The 15,488-nt window shown below is 62.8% G+C and carries 13 protein-coding genes; 9 read left to right on the top strand and 4 right to left on the bottom strand.

Annotated features, from left to right (window positions below; genetic code table 11):
• Positions 1–14 precede the first annotated feature (14 nt).
• The 3 genes from ftsA (at position 15) to lpxC (ending at position 3,553) form a co-directional block, all read left to right on the top strand.
• Positions 15–1,277, top strand: a complete 1,263-nt coding sequence (gene ftsA, locus GIB19_RS22075; RefSeq protein WP_027594020.1) for a cell division protein FtsA — start codon at positions 15–17, stop codon at positions 1,275–1,277.
• 55 nt (positions 1,278–1,332) lie between these two features.
• The gene (gene ftsZ, locus GIB19_RS22070) at positions 1,333–2,529 is read left to right on the top strand and encodes a cell division protein FtsZ (RefSeq protein ID WP_003251871.1); all 1,197 of its coding nucleotides are present in this window, start codon (positions 1,333–1,335) and stop codon (positions 2,527–2,529) included.
• Positions 2,530–2,641: 112 nt separating this feature from the next.
• Positions 2,642–3,553: a UDP-3-O-acyl-N-acetylglucosamine deacetylase gene (gene lpxC, locus GIB19_RS22065; protein WP_027594021.1), complete on the top strand. Its 912-nt coding sequence runs from the start codon at positions 2,642–2,644 to the stop codon at positions 3,551–3,553.
• Between the two features lie 52 nt (positions 3,554–3,605).
• Here lpxC and GIB19_RS22060 read toward each other — a convergent pair whose 3' ends face one another.
• On the bottom strand, positions 3,606–4,061 hold the full coding sequence (locus GIB19_RS22060; protein WP_027594022.1) for a DUF721 domain-containing protein: 456 nt from the start codon (positions 4,059–4,061) through the stop codon (positions 3,606–3,608).
• Between the two features lie 308 nt (positions 4,062–4,369).
• Here GIB19_RS22060 and secA point away from each other — a divergent pair, with 308 nt between their 5' ends.
• From secA to GIB19_RS22040, 4 genes are all read left to right on the top strand, one after another.
• The gene (gene secA / locus GIB19_RS22055) at positions 4,370–7,105 is read left to right on the top strand and encodes a preprotein translocase subunit SecA (RefSeq protein WP_099430363.1); all 2,736 of its coding nucleotides are present in this window, start codon (positions 4,370–4,372) and stop codon (positions 7,103–7,105) included.
• Positions 7,106–7,298: 193 nt separating this feature from the next.
• Complete coding sequence (gene argJ, locus GIB19_RS22050; RefSeq protein ID WP_027594024.1) at positions 7,299–8,516, top strand: bifunctional glutamate N-acetyltransferase/amino-acid acetyltransferase ArgJ; 1,218 nt, start codon at positions 7,299–7,301, stop codon at positions 8,514–8,516.
• 136 nt (positions 8,517–8,652) lie between these two features.
• A complete protein-coding gene (locus GIB19_RS22045; protein ID WP_274887970.1) occupies positions 8,653–9,285 on the top strand; it encodes a glutathione S-transferase family protein in 633 nt (210 codons plus the stop codon).
• Positions 9,282–10,226 carry a Nudix family hydrolase gene (locus tag GIB19_RS22040; protein WP_274887969.1) on the top strand — a complete coding sequence of 315 codons (945 nt, stop codon included), beginning with the start codon at positions 9,282–9,284 and terminating at the stop codon, positions 10,224–10,226. The genes GIB19_RS22045 and GIB19_RS22040 overlap by 4 nt, the downstream gene beginning before the upstream one ends.
• A 140-nt stretch (positions 10,227–10,366) precedes the next feature.
• Here the strand turns inward: GIB19_RS22040 and GIB19_RS22035 are convergent, their stop codons facing one another.
• From GIB19_RS22035 to GIB19_RS22025, 3 genes are read right to left on the bottom strand one after another with little or no spacing between them, the layout of a single operon-like run.
• Complete coding sequence (locus GIB19_RS22035; RefSeq protein ID WP_274887968.1) at positions 10,367–10,933, bottom strand: cob(I)yrinic acid a,c-diamide adenosyltransferase; 567 nt, start codon at positions 10,931–10,933, stop codon at positions 10,367–10,369.
• A gap of 1 nt (position 10,934) precedes the next feature.
• On the bottom strand, positions 10,935–12,965 hold the full coding sequence (locus GIB19_RS22030) for an ATP-binding protein (RefSeq protein ID WP_085273638.1): 2,031 nt from the start codon (positions 12,963–12,965) through the stop codon (positions 10,935–10,937).
• Between the two features lie 39 nt (positions 12,966–13,004).
• The gene (locus tag GIB19_RS22025; RefSeq protein ID WP_186677725.1) at positions 13,005–13,922 is read right to left on the bottom strand and encodes a putative 2-dehydropantoate 2-reductase; all 918 of its coding nucleotides are present in this window, start codon (positions 13,920–13,922) and stop codon (positions 13,005–13,007) included.
• 100 nt (positions 13,923–14,022) lie between these two features.
• Between GIB19_RS22025 and GIB19_RS22020 the strand changes: the two genes are divergently transcribed.
• Both GIB19_RS22020 and GIB19_RS22015 read left to right on the top strand, forming a co-directional pair.
• Positions 14,023–14,508, top strand: coding sequence for a YajQ family cyclic di-GMP-binding protein (locus tag GIB19_RS22020; RefSeq protein ID WP_027594030.1), 486 nt, complete (start codon positions 14,023–14,025; stop codon positions 14,506–14,508).
• Between the two features lie 114 nt (positions 14,509–14,622).
• Entirely contained in the window at positions 14,623–15,465 is an 843-nt protein-coding gene (locus GIB19_RS22015; RefSeq protein WP_027594031.1) for a mechanosensitive ion channel family protein, read from the top strand.
• Positions 15,466–15,488 lie beyond the last annotated feature (23 nt).

Raw genomic sequence — 15,488 nt, 5'->3', positions numbered from 1 at the left:
AGAGAGGCAGGACCATGGCAAACGCGCATAGCGGCAAAATGATCGTCGGGCTGGACATTGGCACCTCCAAGGTGGTGGCGCTGGTCGGCGAAGTGGGCGAAGACGGCACCCTGGAGATCGTCGGGATCGGTACCCATCCGTCCCGCGGCCTGAAGAAGGGCGTGGTGGTGAACATCGAGTCGACCGTGCAGTCGATCCAGCGCGCGGTGGAAGAAGCGCAGCTGATGGCGGGCTGCCGGATCCACTCGGCGTTCGTCGGCGTGGCCGGCAACCATATCCGCAGCCTGAACTCCCACGGCATTGTCGCCATTCGCGACCGTGAGGTCAGCGTTGCCGACCTTGAGCGCGTGCTCGACGCCGCCCAGGCCGTGGCCATCCCGGCCGATCAGCGTGTTCTGCACACCCTGCCGCAGGACTACGTGATCGACAACCAGGAAGGCGTGCGCGAGCCGCTGGGCATGTCCGGCGTGCGTCTGGAAGCCAAGGTCCACGTGGTCACCTGTGCGGTCAACGCGGCGCAGAACATCGAGAAGTGCGTACGCCGCTGCGGCCTGGAAATCGACGACATCATCCTTGAGCAGCTGGCTTCGGCCTACTCGGTGCTGACCGACGACGAAAAAGAGCTCGGCGTGTGCCTGGTGGACATCGGTGGCGGTACCACCGACATCGCCATCTTCACTGAAGGTGCGATCCGCCACACCGCGGTCATCCCGATTGCCGGCGACCAGGTGACCAACGACATCGCCATGGCCCTGCGCACTCCGACCCAGTACGCCGAAGAAATCAAGATCCGCTACGCCTGTGCACTGGCCAAGCTGGCCGGCGCCGGCGAAACCATCAAGGTGCCGAGCGTGGGTGATCGCCCACCGCGCGAGCTGTCGCGCCAGGCCCTGGCCGAGGTGGTGGAGCCGCGTTACGACGAGCTGTTCACCCTGATCCAGGCCGAACTGCGCCGTAGTGGCTACGAGGACCTGGTGCCGGCCGGCATCGTCCTGACCGGCGGCACCGCGAAGATGGAAGGCGCCGTTGAACTGGCCGAGGAAATCTTCCACATGCCGGTACGCCTGGGCGTACCGCACAGCGTTCGGGGGCTGAGCGACGTGGTGCGCAACCCGATCTATTCCACCGGCGTGGGCCTGCTCACCTACGGCCTGCTGAAGCAGTCCGAGGACATGGTCCTGACCGGTAACAGCAACAGCAGCAGCAACAGCTATGGCGATGAACCGAAGGCCCCAGTGCTTGAGCGCTTCAAGCGGTGGGTCCAGGGCAATTTCTAAGTTTCAAAGCAGTAGTGGTAGGCGCAACAACTAGAGAACTGTAAGGAGAGGGAAAATGTTCGAGCTCGTAGACAACGTCCCGCAAAGTCCGGTCATTAAAGTGATCGGCGTTGGCGGTGGTGGCGGCAACGCCGTCAACCACATGGTCAAAAGCAGCATAGAAGGCGTGGAATTCATCTGCGCCAACACCGATGCTCAGGCGCTGAAAAACATCGGCGCGCGTACCATCCTGCAATTGGGCACTGGCGTGACCAAAGGCCTGGGTGCAGGTGCCAATCCAGAAGTCGGCCGTCAGGCCGCGCTGGAAGACCGTGAGCGCATCGCCGAGGTGCTGCAGGGCACCAACATGGTGTTCATCACCACCGGCATGGGTGGCGGTACCGGTACCGGTGCAGCCCCGATCATCGCCGAAGTGGCGAAGGAAATGGGCATCCTCACCGTCGCCGTGGTGACCCGTCCGTTCCCGTTCGAAGGCCGCAAACGTATGCAGATCGCCGATGAAGGCATCCGCATGCTGGCCGAGAGCGTCGACTCGCTGATCACCATCCCCAACGAGAAGCTGCTGACCATCCTGGGCAAGGATGCCAGCCTGCTGTCCGCCTTTGCCAAGGCTGACGACGTGCTCGCCGGTGCCGTGCGCGGGATCTCCGACATCATCAAGCGCCCTGGCATGATCAACGTCGACTTCGCCGACGTGCGTACCGTGATGGGTGAGATGGGCATGGCGATGATGGGTACTGGCTGCGCCAGCGGCCCGAACCGTGCGCGTGAAGCCACCGAGGCGGCGATCCGCAACCCGTTGCTCGAAGACGTCAACCTGCAGGGCGCCCGCGGCATCCTGGTGAATATCACCGCCGGCCCTGACCTGTCGCTGGGTGAGTACTCCGACGTAGGTAGCATCATCGAAGCCTTCGCCTCTGACCACGCGATGGTCAAGGTCGGCACCGTGATCGACCCAGACATGCGCGATGAGCTGCACGTCACCGTGGTCGCCACTGGCCTGGGCGCACGCATCGAGAAGCCGGTCAAAGTGGTGGACAACACCCTGCAGACCGCTCAACAGGCGTACGAGGCTTCCAACCCGGCACCGGTTCGCCAGGAGCAGCCAGCGGTCAACTACCGTGACCTGGAGCGCCCGACTGTAATGCGCAACCAGGCCCATGCAGGTGCCGCCGCGGCAGCTAAACTCAACCCTCAGGATGACCTGGACTACCTTGATATCCCGGCTTTCCTGCGTCGTCAGGCTGATTAATGGAATTTATCAGGGGTATAAAGGTGATTGGTATTCAGCAAAGGTCGGGTCTGTTATCATCCCCAGCCTTTGTTGATACCTGTTCGCAATTTGCGCTGAAGCGGCCAATGCCATGATTAAACAACGCACCCTGAAGAATACCATCCGTGCCACAGGTGTCGGTCTGCACTCCGGGGAGAAGGTATACCTGACCCTCAAGCCTGCACCTGTTGACACCGGCATCGTCTTCCGCCGCGCTGATCTCGACCCTGTGGTCGAAATCGCAGCGCGTGCGGCCAACGTTGGCGAGACAACCATGTCGACGACGTTGGTCAACGGTGACGTCAAGGTCGATACGGTCGAGCACCTGCTCTCCGCCATGGCGGGCCTGGGCATCGATAACGCCTACGTCGAGCTCTCCGCCTCGGAAGTGCCGATCATGGATGGCAGCGCCGGACCCTTTGTATTCCTGATTCAGTCTGCCGGCCTGGAAGAACAGGACGCAGCCAAGAAGTTCATCCGCATCCTGCGCGAAGTGACAGTGGAGGAGGGCGACAAGCGCGCTACCTTCCTGCCTTTCGACGGGTTCAAGGTGAGCTTCGAGATCGACTTCGATCACCCGGTCGTCAGCGGCCGGACCCAGAGCGCCAGTGTCGATTTTTCCAGCACGTCGTTCGTGAAAGAAGTCAGCCGTGCCCGCACCTTCGGTTTCATGCGGGACATCGAGTACCTGCGCAAGCATAACCTTGCGTTGGGCGGCAGTGTGGAAAACGCCATCGTGGTAGACGAGACAGGCGTGTTGAACGAAGACGGCCTTCGCTATGAAGACGAATTCGTGAAGCACAAGATTCTCGACGCCATCGGTGACCTCTACCTGCTGGGCAACAGCCTGATCGGCGAGTTCAAGGGCTACAAGTCCGGGCACGCGCTGAACAACCAACTGTTGCGCAAGCTCATTGCTGAAACCGATGCCTGGGAAGTGGTCACTTTCGAAGATGCCAGCACGGCACCGATCTCGTACATGCGCCCTGTTGCGGCCGTGTAAGTTCGAACACTCTCTAGTTCATTAAGGCCACCTTCGGGTGGCCTTTTTTATTTCAGCCTTTATCCCGGGCGTGGCTGGCAAGGCGTTCCAGGGCAGCGCGCAATTTCGGGTCGGCAATCCCCTCGGCGGTATCGCGAAGGCTTTCGGCGGCATTGCTCGACAGCGCCGCAGCATGCCCGCCACGCTTGGCAGGCACCAATGGCGGTTGCACCTTGTACAAGATGCGCCGCAGGTTGCCGAACGCTTCCATGGCCTGCAATTCGCGCATGAGGCGCTTTTGCTGATAGCGCAAGCGAGTAGCCCAATGGCCGTCGGTAACCACCAGCAACAATACGCCATCACGCCACGATGCCACGTGGCAGTGTTCGCGGGCAGCCGGTTGCAGTTGGCTTTCCAGCAAGCGCTGCAGGTGTTCCAGGCGTTCGGCCTGGTTCAGCAGCAGGCGCAGCGGGCGCACCTGGCGCAGCAGGGCGGACGGTAGCTGGGCAGGGGAGGGTTTGTAGGCCATGGTGGTCGCAGGAGGTTACAAGAGCGGCAGTTTAACACCTCTGTTGCCTGTGCCGGCCTCTTCGCCGGTACAGACCACACAAGGTAAGACTCATTCTCGATACGTTTCATCTTGCTGAGCCTTGAACTCAGGGAAAATGACCCTATCTAAGAAACGCCCCTGCCAAAACGCTGTATCAGCATCGTGGAAATCCACCACTTTCCTCACCATCGTTTCCGGGTAGAATGCTCGTTCGCATGCGGCCTCAGGGCTGCACGGGCGACTCATGGGGCCGCCCTCCATCCCTACGTGTGGAAGATCCTGCCGATATGTTTGCGCCTTTGTTAAAGAAACTTTTTGGAAGCAAGAATGAGCGTGAAGTCAAACGCATGCTCAAGACGGTGACTATCGTCAATGCCTTCGAAGAGAAGATGGTGGCCCTCTCCGATGAGCAACTGCGGGGCAAGACCGCAGAGTTCAAGGAGCGCTTGGCCAAAGGCGAGACACTGGACCAATTGCTGCCCGAAGCCTTCGCCGTCGCCCGTGAGGCCGGCAAGCGCGTCATGGGCATGCGCCACTTCGACGTGCAGCTGATCGGCGGCATGACCCTGCACGAGGGCATGATCGCAGAAATGCGCACCGGTGAAGGCAAGACCTTGGTCGGTACCCTGGCCGTCTACCTCAACGCATTGTCCGGCAAAGGCGTGCACGTGGTCACCGTCAACGACTACCTGGCCCGCCGTGACGCCAACTGGATGCGCCCGCTGTACGAGTTCCTCGGCCTCTCCGTGGGCATCGTCTCGGCCTTCCAGCCGCCGGAAGAAAAGCGCGCTGCCTACGCCTCCGACATCACCTACGGCACCAACAACGAATTCGGTTTCGACTACCTGCGCGACAACATGGCGTTCAGCCAGGAAGAGAAGTTCCAGCGTGAACTCAACTTCTCGGTGATCGACGAAGTCGACTCGATCCTCATCGACGAAGCCCGTACCCCGCTGATCATCTCTGGCCAGGCCGAGGACAGCTCCAAGCTGTACATCGAGATCAACCGCCTGATCCCGCGCCTGACCCAGCACATCGAAGAAGTCGAAGGCCAGGTCACCCAGGAAGGCCACTTCACCATCGATGAGAAGAGCCGCCAGGTCGAACTCAACGAAGCCGGTCACCAGTTCATCGAAGAGATGCTCACCCAGGCTGGCCTGCTGGCCGAAGGCGAGAGCCTCTACTCGGCGCACAACCTGGGCCTGCTGACCCACGTCTACGCCGGCCTGCGCGCGCACAAACTGTTCCACCGCAACGTCGAGTACATCGTCCAGGACGGCCAAGTCCTGCTGATCGACGAGCACACCGGCCGTACCATGCCTGGCCGTCGCCTGTCCGAAGGCCTGCACCAGGCCATCGAGGCCAAAGAGAACCTGAACATTCAGGCCGAGAGCCAGACCCTGGCGTCGACCACCTTCCAGAACTACTTCCGTCTTTACACCAAGCTGTCCGGCATGACCGGTACCGCCGACACCGAAGCGTTCGAGTTCCAGTCGATCTACGGCCTGAACGTGATGGTGATCCCGCCGAACAAGCCGCTGGCGCGTAAGGACTTCAACGACCTGGTGTACCTGACCGCCGACGAGAAATACGCCGCGATCATTGCCGACATCAAAGAGAGCATGACCCAGGGCCGTCCGGTGCTGGTGGGTACCGCCACCATCGAGACCTCCGAGCACATGTCCAACCTTCTGCTGAAGGAAGGCATCGAGCACAAGGTCCTCAACGCCAAGTACCACGAGAAGGAAGCCGAGATCATCGCCCAGGCCGGTGCGCCAGGCGCGTTGACCATCGCCACCAACATGGCCGGCCGTGGTACCGACATTCTGCTGGGCGGTAACTGGGAGGCCGAAGTGGCCGTCCTGGACAACCCGACCCCTGAGCAGATCGCCCAGATCAAGGCCGACTGGCAGAAGCGTCACCAGCAGGTGATCGAGTCGGGTGGCCTGCACGTGATCGCTTCCGAGCGTCACGAATCGCGCCGTATCGACAACCAGCTGCGTGGTCGTTCCGGCCGTCAGGGTGACCCGGGCTCCAGCCGCTTCTACCTGTCGCTCGAAGACAGCCTGATGCGCATCTTCGCCTCTGACCGGGTGAAGAACTTCATGAAGGCACTCGGCATGCAGTCTGGCGAGGCGATCGAGCATCGCATGGTCACCAACGCCATCGAAAAAGCCCAGCGCAAGGTCGAAGGGCGCAACTTCGACATCCGCAAGCAGTTGCTCGAATACGATGACGTGGCCAACGAGCAGCGCAAGGTGATCTACCACATGCGCAACAGCCTGCTGGCGGCCGAGAACATTGGCGACACCATTGCCGAGTTCCGCAAGGAAGTGCTGGACGCTACCATCAGCCAGCACATTCCGCCGCAATCGCTGCCCGAGCAGTGGGACGTGGCCGGCCTGGAAGCCTCGCTGTCGAGCGATTTCGCCATGAAGCTGCCGATCCAGCAATGGCTCGACGAGGACGACCACCTCTACGAAGAGACCCTGCGCGAGAAGCTGCTGAGCGAGATCACCAGCGCCTACACCGAGAAGGAAGACCAGGCCGGCATCGACGCCCTGCGCACCTTCGAGAAGCAGATTCTGCTGCGCGTGCTGGACGACCTGTGGAAAGACCACCTGTCGACCATGGACCACCTGCGCCACGGTATTCACCTGCGCGGTTATGCGCAGAAGAACCCGAAGCAGGAGTACAAGCGCGAGTCGTTCACCTTGTTCCAGGAGCTGCTCGAGTCGATCAAGCGCGACACCATCCGCGTGCTGTCGCACGTTCAGGTGCGCCGCGAAGACCCGATCGAAGAGGAAGCCCGCCTGCGCCGCGAGGCCGAAGAGCTGGCCAGCCGCATGCAGTTCCAGCATGCTGCCGCGCCAGGCCTTGAAAGCGAAGCGCTGAACGAGGAGGGCGCCGAAGTGGCCGTGGCCGCAGCGCCGGTGCGCAACGACCAGAAGCTGGGCCGCAACGAGCCATGCTGGTGCGGTTCGGGCAAGAAGTTCAAGCATTGCCACGGGCAGATCGAGTGATCTGAGCCAGTCGCAGTAACGTGACAAACGGGGCCGCTGTGCGGCCCATTCGCGGCACAAGGCCGCTCCCACAGGGACCGCACCGGCTCAGAAGGCTGCGCTTGCCCTGTGGGAGCGGCCTTGTGCCGCGAATGGGTCGCGAAGCGGCCCCGCTCTTCCATCATCATTTCACCGTTTTTCTAGGAGCGCTCTAATGGCTGTTGGTCTTGGTCCTTTGCCCACCCTGCACCCGGTTCCGGGTTTTGAACTCGGCATCGCTTCTGCCGGCATCAAGCGCCCTGGGCGCAAGGATGTGGTGGTCATGCGCTGTGCCGAAGGCTCCAGCGTTGCTGGCGTGTTCACCCTCAACGCCTTCTGCGCAGCACCGGTGATCCTCTCCAAGCAGCGTGTTCAGGGCACTGTGCGTTACCTGCTGACCAACACCGGCAACGCCAACGCCGGTACCGGTGCACCGGGCCTGGCCGCTGCCGAGCGCACCTGCGCCAAACTCGCCGAGCTGACCGGCGTGCCGGCCGAGTCGGTACTGCCGTTCTCCACTGGCGTAATCGGCGAGCCGCTGCCGGTCGAGAAGATCGAAGGCGCCCTGCAGGCTGCCCTGGACAACCTGTCGGAAAACAACTGGGCTGAAGCCGCCACGGGCATCATGACCACCGACACCCTGCCCAAGGGTGCCAGCCGCCAGTTCCAGCACGATGGCGTGACCGTGACCGTGACCGGCATCAGCAAAGGCGCCGGCATGATCCGCCCGAACATGGCCACCATGCTCGGCTACATCGCCACTGACGCCAAGGTCGCACCCAAGGTGCTCAAGGACCTGATGCTCGACGGCGCCAACAAGTCGTTCAACCGCATCACCATCGACGGCGACACCTCGACCAACGACTGCTGCATGCTGATCGCCACCGGCAAGGCCAACCTGCCAGAAGTCACCGAAGCCAGCGGTGCGCTGTTCGAAGCCCTGAAAAAGGCGGTGTTCGACGTGTGCATGGAGGTGGCCCAGGCCATCGTCCGTGATGGCGAAGGCGCCACCAAGTTCGTCACGGTGCAGGTCAACGGAGGTGGTAACCACCAGGAATGCCTGGACGTCGGTTACGCCGTCGCTCACTCGCCGCTGATCAAGACCGCGCTGTTCGCCTCTGACCCCAACTGGGGCCGCATCCTGGCCGCCGTCGGCCGTGCGGGCGTGCCGGAGCTGGATGTCAGCCTGATCGATGTGTACCTGGACAACGTCTGCATTGCCAGCCAAGGCGGGCGCAGCCCGAGCTACACCGAAGCGCAAGGCTCTGCGGTCATGGCCCAGGAAGAGATCACCATCCGCATCGAACTGGGCCGTGGTGCGTGCAGCGAAACCATCTGGACCACCGACCTGTCCCACGAGTACGTGAAGATCAACGCCGAATACCGCACCTGATTCAATTGGGGCCGCTTTGCGGCCCTTCGCGGCACAAGGCCGCTCCTACACCGGTCTGCGCTGTACCTGTAGGAGCGGCCTTGTGCCGCGAAGGGCTGCGAAGCAGCCGCAAAACCCCGACAAATGGAGCCGAACCATGAGCTATCACCTGATCATCGGCGACAAGCTGTATTCTTCCTGGTCGCTACGCGGCGCCCTGGCCCTCGAACTGGCCGGCGTCCCCTACGAAGAAACCCTGGTCAAACTCAACCAGCCCGACACCCGTCAGCGCCTGCTCGCCTACTCTGCCACCGGCAAAGTGCCGCTGCTCAAGACCGAGCATGGCGTGATCGCCGACTCCCTGGCCATCGCCGAATACCTCAACGAACGCCACCCCGAAGCGCAGCTCTGGCCTGCCGACGTGGCCGCCCGTGCCCAAGCCCGTTCGGCCTGCGCGCAGATGCACAGCGGCTTCTTCGCCTTGCGCGGGGCGATGCCGTTCGATCTGTCCCGTGACCAGGCCCTTGAGTCTGTGCCGCTGGAGGTGCAGATCGACATCGACCGTATCGTCGCGCTGTGGTCCGAATGCCGCCTGGTCGCCAAGGACACGGGCCCGTTCCTGTTCGGCAAGCCGACCCTGGTGGATGCCTACTTCGCCCCGGTGGCCGTGCGCTTGCGCAGCTACCGCGTCGAAGTCCCGGCAGAGGCGGCGGCTTACATCGAGACTATTTACCAGTGGCCGGCATTCAAAGCCTGGCAGCAGGCTGGCCTGGCGGAGCGCGAAGGGTGAAACGCATTCATGTAGCGGCAGCGGTAATCCGCGGTGCCGATGGCCGCATTCTGATTGCGCGGCGGGCAGATACCCAGCACCAGGGCGGCCTTTGGGAGTTCCCGGGTGGCAAGGTGGAAGAGGGCGAAAGCGTCGAAGCGGCGCTGGCCCGTGAACTGCGCGAGGAACTGGGTATCGACGTGACCCGGTCGCGGGCGCTGATCAAGGTCAGCCATGACTACCCGGACAAACAGGTGCTGCTGGACGTTCGCGTTGTCGAAGCGTTCACGGGTGAACCCCATGGCGCCGAGGGCCAGCCTTTGGAGTGGGTAGCACCGCGCGACCTCGCGCAGTACGACTTCCCTGCCGCCAACAGGCCGATTGTTGCCGCTGCACGGCTGCCGGATCAGTACCTGATCACGCCGGAGGGCCTGGAAGTGCCGCAGATGCTCAAGGGCATCCAGAAGGCCGTGGCCAACGGTACCCGGCTGATCCAGCTGCGAGCGCCGGACATGTACGACCCCAAGTATCGCGATGTGGCGGTGGATGCAGTCGGCCTGTGCGGTGGCAAGGCCCAATTGATGCTCAAAGGGCCGCTGGAGTGGCTGGGCGACTTCCCGTCGGCCGGTTGGCACCTGACAGCCGCGCAGTTGCGCAAGTATGCGGCCAAGGGGCGGCCGTTTCCTGAGCACCGCTGGCTGGCGGCGTCCTGCCACAGTGCTGAAGAGTTGGCATTGGCAGAGCAGATGGGGGTCGATTTTGTCACCTTGTCGCCGGTGCAGGCGACCCAGACGCATCCTGAGGCGGTGCCTTTGGGGTGGCAAGCGGCGCAGCGGGCGATTGCAGGTTTCAGCCGGCCAGTGTTCTTGCTGGGTGGGGTAGGGCCGGGTGATCGTGAGCGGGCCTGGGAAGCGGGCGCGCAGGGTGTGGCCGGGATCCGGGCGTTCTGGCCTGAGGTCTGAGTCGCTTGTGATTGGGGCCGCGGCGCGGCCCATTCGCGGGCAAGTCCACTCCCACAGGTAACTGCGCAGGCTCAGACCTTGTGAGGGCCCGGTAGGAGCGGGCTTGCCCCCGAATGGGCTGCGTAGCAGCCCCAGCACGCTCAGCCCTGAGGCTTCTCAGCAGGCTGCCACAACACCTCGGCAACCCCCTGCCGCCGCCCAATGATCCGCGCTGCCACAAACAACAGATCCGACAGCCGGTTGATATACGCCAACCCAGCACCCTCCAACGGCTCCAGCGCATTCAGTTGCTGACACCGCCGCTCCGCACTGCGCGCCAGGCACCGGCACACATGCGTCTGCGCCACCAACGCCGAACCACTGGGCAAAATGAAATTCTTCAAAGGCCCCAGCTCTTCGTTCCACACGTCGATTGCCGCTTCCAACCGCTCTACCTCGGCCAGGTTCAACGCCTGGTAACTGGGCATTGCCAGCTCGCCACCGAGGTCGAACAAGCGGTGCTGACAGGGCGCAAGCACATCGCTCACTTCGTCCAGCCCCTGCTCAGCCAGGCCGGCGAGCAGCACCCCTAACTGGCTGTTGAGGCTATCCACCTCACCGATGGCTTCGATACGCGGGTGGTCCTTGGGCACCCGGCGGCCGTCGCCCAGGCCGGTTTCGCCTTTGTCGCCAGTGCGGGTGTAGATCTTCGACAGGCGGTAGCCCATGTCATGCCTCCGTGGTGTTTGGTGCCGTCGCTGCCGGCTGGCCGAGGGGCAGGCGCAAGGTGAAGCAGGTACCCTGGCCGGGCGTGGACTGCACCTCCATCTGCCCCTTGTGGTTGTTGGTGATGATGAAATACGAAACCGAAAGGCCAAGCCCTGTGCCCTGGCCGATCTCCTTGGTGGTGAAGAACGGCTCGAAGGTGCGCTTGCGCACCGCTTCAGGCATGCCCACGCCGTTGTCCTCGACCTGGATCTCGGCCCAGGGTGGGTTGAGCCGGGTGCGCAGGGTGATGCGCCCGGGCTCGCTGGGTTGCGGGCGCAGGTGGATGGCCTGGGCGGCATTTTTCAGCAGGTTGAGCAGCACTTGTTCCAGCTCGTTGGCGGTGCAAGGCACTGGCCCAAGGTTTGGGTCGAACTGGCGGACAATGGCCTGGCCCTTGAAGTCAAAGCCAATGGTCAGGTCGAAGTCGTTGCTGGCGATTTCCACAGCCTGGTCGATCAGCGCTGGCAGGTCGCAAGGTGCCAACTGGCGGTTGCTGCGGCGGCTGAAACTAAGCATGTGGGTGACTATCTTGGCCGCCCTGGCGCCGGCCTGTTGAATACCGTCGAGCAGTTGCGGCACTTCGCGGCTTTCGAGGTAACGGTTGACGGTGGGCAGGTCGATGCCCAGCTCTTCGGCCTGCTCCTGGTTGCGCGGCAACTCCGGGGACAGGCGCCGACGGATATTCTGCACGTTATGCAGGATCGCCCCCAGCGGGTTGTTGATCTCGTGCGCCATGCCCGCAGCCAGCCCGCCCACCGAGAGCATCTTTTCCGATTGCACCATCATTTCTTCCAGCGACAGGCGCTGGGTAATGTCGTCGATGCGGATCACCACGCCGCGGCCGCCGCCGCCCATCAGCGGATAGAACGTCAGGGCGTAGTGGCGCAGGTCCTCGCCCTTGGGCCAGGTCACCCGCTCGATTTTCGCCACTCGGTGTTTCTCTACGGTTTCCTTGAGCTGCGGTAAAAACGGTTTGAGCGGCTCGAAGGCGATGAAGATCGGCTGGTTCAGCGCCTCGTCCAGGGGCGTTCCGGAGAGCACCGTGGCCTCGTGGTTCCACTGGGTGACGTAGAGCTGCTCGTCGAGGGCGATCAGCGCCGAGGGCATGGAGTCGATGATGCTGTTGAGGTAGTTCTGGAAGCCTGTGAGTTTTTTCTCGATCTTGCTGCGCACCTGGACTTCCAGCTCCAGCTTGCGGTTGGTGTGGCGGGTTTCTTCGGCCAGGCCCTGGGCCTGGTCATAGGCGGTCTGGAATTCGTCGCGGGTGCGCTTGAGCTGCTGCTCGCGGGCCTCGATGCGCGAGAGCATGGTGTTGAAGGCCTCGGCCAGGCTGCCGATTTCGTCATCGTTGCCGCGGCGGGCACGCAGGGCGTAGCTTTCTTCGCGGGTGACCTGGCGGCTGAGCTCTTCGAGCTGGTTGATCGGCTGGGTGATCAGGCGCTTGATCTGCCGCGCAACGACGATCCACAGCAGGATGCTGAACACCAGGATACCGAGGCTGGCACTGAGCGTGCCGGTGTAGAAGGCGGTCGGCAGTTCGCTGCTGGCCACCAGCAGCAGGTGGGCAGGTGGGTCGGCTTCGCGGGGGATGCGAATCAACTGCGTGCTGCGAAATTCCATCAGGCGCCAGCCGTCGATGTTGCGAAATCGCTTGGGCAACGCCAGCGGTTCGCCGTGCTGCAGCTGCGCCAGCATGCGGCCGTCACCGCCGTAGACGGCGGCGGCGCGCAGTGGCATGTAGCTGTCCAGCTCCTTGAGCAGGGCATTGGCGCTGTCTGCGCTGTCGCCGGCACGCGCTGACAGCTGCGGGTTGGCGATCAGCCGGCCGATGGTCTGCAGCGCCTGGGGCGCCATGCTCTCCTGGGTGATCCAGTAGGCGGCGCTGATGAAGGTCAGGTTGGCCACCAGCAGAATGGTCACCAGCAGCACCAGCAGGGCCGCCAGCAGCTTTTGCCCGACCGGGAGGTTTTCCAGGCGTTGGCGCAGGGTCATGGGCAAGGCAGTGTCCGTATCCGGTTGAAAGGGCCAGCGTCAGGCGCTGGGCAAGCCGCGTGCCTGCAGGTTATCGACCAGTCGCTGGTGCAGGCGTTCCAGTTCCGGCAACGCCACGCCATGCCGCTCGGCGGCGCGGCACACATGGCCGAGCAGGTAATGGACCTCGGTACGTCGGCCTGCGCGCACGTCCTGGTACATGGAAGAGTAGTTGGCGGCGGTGGCGAGGATCACCCGTTGCACTTCTTCGTCCAGGTCCTCGGCAGCCTGGGGTTGGCCACAGCGGCGCAGCAGCTCTGCCAGTTCGTCGCACAGGGCGGTCACTTCGGCCAAGTGCTCCAGCAGGCCGCCATTACGACACTCATGCAGCACGGTCAGCGGGTTGATCGCGCAATTGAGCGCCAGCTTGCGCCACAGCCGGGTGAGGATATCCACGGTCCATTCGGCCGGGATACCGGCGTCGTGCAGGTCATCGAACCACGCCGGGATCCCGGGTTTGAGTGGGTCACCCAGCCAGTTGAAGCCGTGGCCGGCGAAGCGCACCTGCCAATCGCCCTCGCGGAACGCCCCTTCGGTGCTGGAGGCGAAGATGCAACGGGCATGGGGCACCTGGTCGGCGACCTCGTCCTGGCTGCCCAGGCCGTTTTGCAGCAGCACCAGCTCTGCGCCTTCGGCGAGCCGCGGTGCCAGGCGCTTGATGGCCGGCGCTGCGTCGTACGCCTTGCAGGCCACCAGCAGGCGGTGAATAGGGCCATGGGCGTCGGCCGTTTCGGCGGGGATCGCGTAATGCCTGGAGGTGTCCTGCTCGAACAAGGTCAGGCCGCCCACACGCTGATAGGCCTGCAGCCGCTGCTCGTCGCGCAGGATCAAACGTACCGCCTTGCCGGCGCGCGCCAGGCGGCAAGCCCACAGGCTGCCCAGGCTACCCGCGCCGAGAATATGCCAGGTGCTGCTCATATGCGTTTCGCAACCCGTTATAATGAGCCCGCATTTTAACCATCTAACTCAGCGTGCTCCATCTTCAGGCCGAGCGCGCTTTTATTTTTGGAGATTACCCATGCCTTCGTTCGACGTGGTATCGGAACTGGACAAGCACGAAGTGCAGAACGCTGTAGACAACGCCGTCAAGGAACTCGATCGCCGTTTTGACCTCAAGGGCAAGGGCAGCTTCGAGTTCAAGGACAAGGAACAGACCGTGCTGCTGACCGCCGAGGCCGAATTCCAGCTCGAGGCGATGATCGAGATCCTGCGCGGTGCGCTGGTCAAGCGCAAGATCGATGTCAAATGCTTGGAAACCAAGGATGCCTATGCGTCCGGCAAAGAAATGAAACAGGAAGCCAAATTCCGCGAAGGCATCGACAAAGAGCTGGCGAAGAAGATCGTCGCCCACATCAAGGATGCCAAGCTCAAGGTCCAGGCTTCCATCCAGGGTGAGCAGGTGCGTGTCACCGGCAAGAAGCGTGACGACCTGCAAGAGGCTATCGCTGCCCTGCGCGCCAAGGAATTCGACATGCCGCTGCAGTTCAACAACTTCCGCGATTGATCGAAGCGTCACCAGGAACCTCGATGGCGTAATGATGTCCATGGGGGCCGTGGCCGCGGAAATGCCCGCGGCCAGTTTTACCGTGCACATGCCGTTCGGCATCAGGAGATGAACATGGATTTGAACGCTGAAGTCGATCAGCTGGTCCGCCAATCCCAAGCCTGGGTCCCGTTGATCATGGAGTACGGCAGCCGCGTGTGCCTGGCGTTGCTGACCCTGGCCATCGGCTGGTGGGTCATCAACAAGGTCAGCGCGCGCTTGGGCAAGCTGGTCGGCCTGCGCAATGCCGACCTGGCATTGCAGGGGTTCATCAGCACCCTGGCCAATATCATCCTGAAGATCCTGCTGTTCGTCAGCGTGGCGTCGATGATCGGCATCGAGACCACCTCCTTCGTTGCGGCTATCGGTGCTGCCGGCCTGGCCATTGGCCTGGCGTTGCAGGGTAGCCTGGCGAACTTTGCCGGCGGTGTGTTGATCTTGATGTTCCGCCCGTTCCGCATTGGCGATTGGATCGAAGCGCAGGGTGTCAGCGGCACCGTGGACAGCATCCAGATCTTCCACACCGTGCTGCGCACCGGTGACAACAAGACGGTGATCATGCCTAACGGCAGCCTGTCCAACGGCATCATCACCAACACCAACCGCCAGCCGACCCGCAAAGTGGTGTTCGACGTGGGCGTGGATTATGAGGCCGACCTGCAAAAGGCGCGCAACGTGCTGCTGGAACTGGCGCAGGACCCGCGTGTGCTGGCCGACCCGGCACCGCAGGCGGTGATTTCGACGCTGGGCGACAGTTCGATCACCGTGTCGCTGCGTATCTGGACCAAGACGTCCGACTATTGGGATGTGATGTTCATGCTCAACGAGCATGCCCGTGACCGGTTGAAGGCCGAGGGCATCGATATTCCGTTTCCGCAGCGAGTGATTCGTGTGGTGCAGGAGACGGCTACCCAGTAACACTGCTGTTCAAATAAGCCGGG

This window comes from Pseudomonas sp. ITEM 17296, assembly GCF_028895205.1.
Classification (GTDB): Bacteria; Pseudomonadota; Gammaproteobacteria; order Pseudomonadales; family Pseudomonadaceae; genus Aquipseudomonas; species Aquipseudomonas kermanshahensis.
Note: the sequence above shows the minus strand (reverse complement) of the source record. Positions and strands in the feature narration are given on the sequence as shown.